This window comes from Pseudomonas sp. FG86 (assembly GCF_057808775.1).
This window is the reverse complement of sequence record NZ_JBMDIS010000183.1, coordinates 1-1,578: the sequence shown is the minus strand read 5'-3', so window position 1 is coordinate 1,578 and position 1,578 is coordinate 1. Positions and strand designations below refer to the sequence as shown.

Genomic DNA, 1,578 nt, shown 5'->3' with positions numbered 1-1,578 from the left:
CTGAGTTCGGGATGGGATCAGGTGGTTCCAATGCTCTATGGTCGTCAAGAAATTCGGGTACTGAGTCGTGGCCAGCTGGCCTCGCTTCAGCAAATTGGGTATGTGACAGCTTTCGGTGTTTTGTGAGTTTCGAACTTTCGGTTCGTTTCGTCTTCACACACCGCAATCTGGTGCCTTTTCAGGTCAGCAAATTGCTTGGGTGTTATATGGTCAAGCCTCACGGGCAATTAGTATTGGTTAGCTCAACGCCTCACAGCGCTTACACACCCAACCTATCAACGTCGTAGTCTTCGACGGCCCTTCAGGGGACTCAAGGTCCCAGTGAGATCTCATCTTGAGGCTAGTTTCCCGCTTAGATGCTTTCAGCGGTTATCTATTCCGAACATAGCTACCCGGCAATGCCACTGGCGTGACAACCGGAACACCAGAGGTTCGTCCACTCCGGTCCTCTCGTACTAGGAGCAGCCCCTCTCAAATCTCAAACGTCCACGGCAGATAGGGACCGAACTGTCTCACGACGTTCTAAACCCAGCTCGCGTACCACTTTAAATGGCGAACAGCCATACCCTTGGGACCGGCTTCAGCCCCAGGATGTGATGAGCCGACATCGAGGTGCCAAACACCGCCGTCGATATGAACTCTTGGGCGGTATCAGCCTGTTATCCCCGGAGTACCTTTTATCCGTTGAGCGATGGCCCTTCCATACAGAACCACCGGATCACTAAGACCTACTTTCGTACCTGCTCGACGTGTCTGTCTCGCAGTCAAGCGCGCTTTTGCCTTTATACTCTACGACCGATTTCCGACCGGTCTGAGCGCACCTTCGTACTCCTCCGTTACTCTTTAGGAGGAGACCGCCCCAGTCAAACTACCCACCATACACTGTCCTCGATCCGGATAACGGACCTGAGTTAGAACCTCAAAGTTGCCAGGGTGGTATTTCAAGGTTGGCTCCACGCGAACTGGCGTCCACGCTTCAAAGCCTCCCACCTATCCTACACAAGCAAATTCAAAGTCCAGTGCAAAGCTATAGTAAAGGTTCACGGGGTCTTTCCGTCTAGCCGCGGATACACTGCATCTTCACAGCGATTTCAATTTCACTGAGTCTCGGGTGGAGACAGCGCCGCCATCGTTACGCCATTCGTGCAGGTCGGAACTTACCCGACAAGGAATTTCGCTACCTTAGGACCGTTATAGTTACGGCCGCCGTTTACCGGGGCTTCGATCAAGAGCTTCGCGTTAGCTAACCCCATCAATTAACCTTCCGGCACCGGGCAGGCGTCACACCCTATACGTCCACTTTCGTGTTTGCAGAGTGCTGTGTTTTTAATAAACAGTCGCAGCGGCCTGGTATCTTCGACCGGCATGGGCTTACGGAGCAAGTCCTTCACCCTCACCGGCGCACCTTCTCCCGAAGTTACGGTGCCATTTTGCCTAGTTCCTTCACCCGAGTTCTCTCAAGCGCCTTGGTATTCTCTACCCAACCACCTGTGTCGGTTTGGGGTACGGTTCCTGGTTACCTGAAGCTTAGAAGCTTTTCTTGGAAGCATGGCATCAACCACTTCGTCATCTAAAAGA

Annotated in this window: 2 rRNA genes; both read right to left on the bottom strand. The window is 52.8% G+C overall.

Going from position 1 to position 1,578, the window contains the following annotated elements:
* A 5S ribosomal RNA gene (rrf, locus tag ACODSV_RS36195) occupies positions 1–49 on the bottom strand; the annotation flags it as partial.
* Positions 50–206: 157 nt separating this feature from the next.
* Positions 207–1,578: ribosomal RNA gene (locus ACODSV_RS36190) — 23S ribosomal RNA — on the bottom strand; the annotation flags it as partial.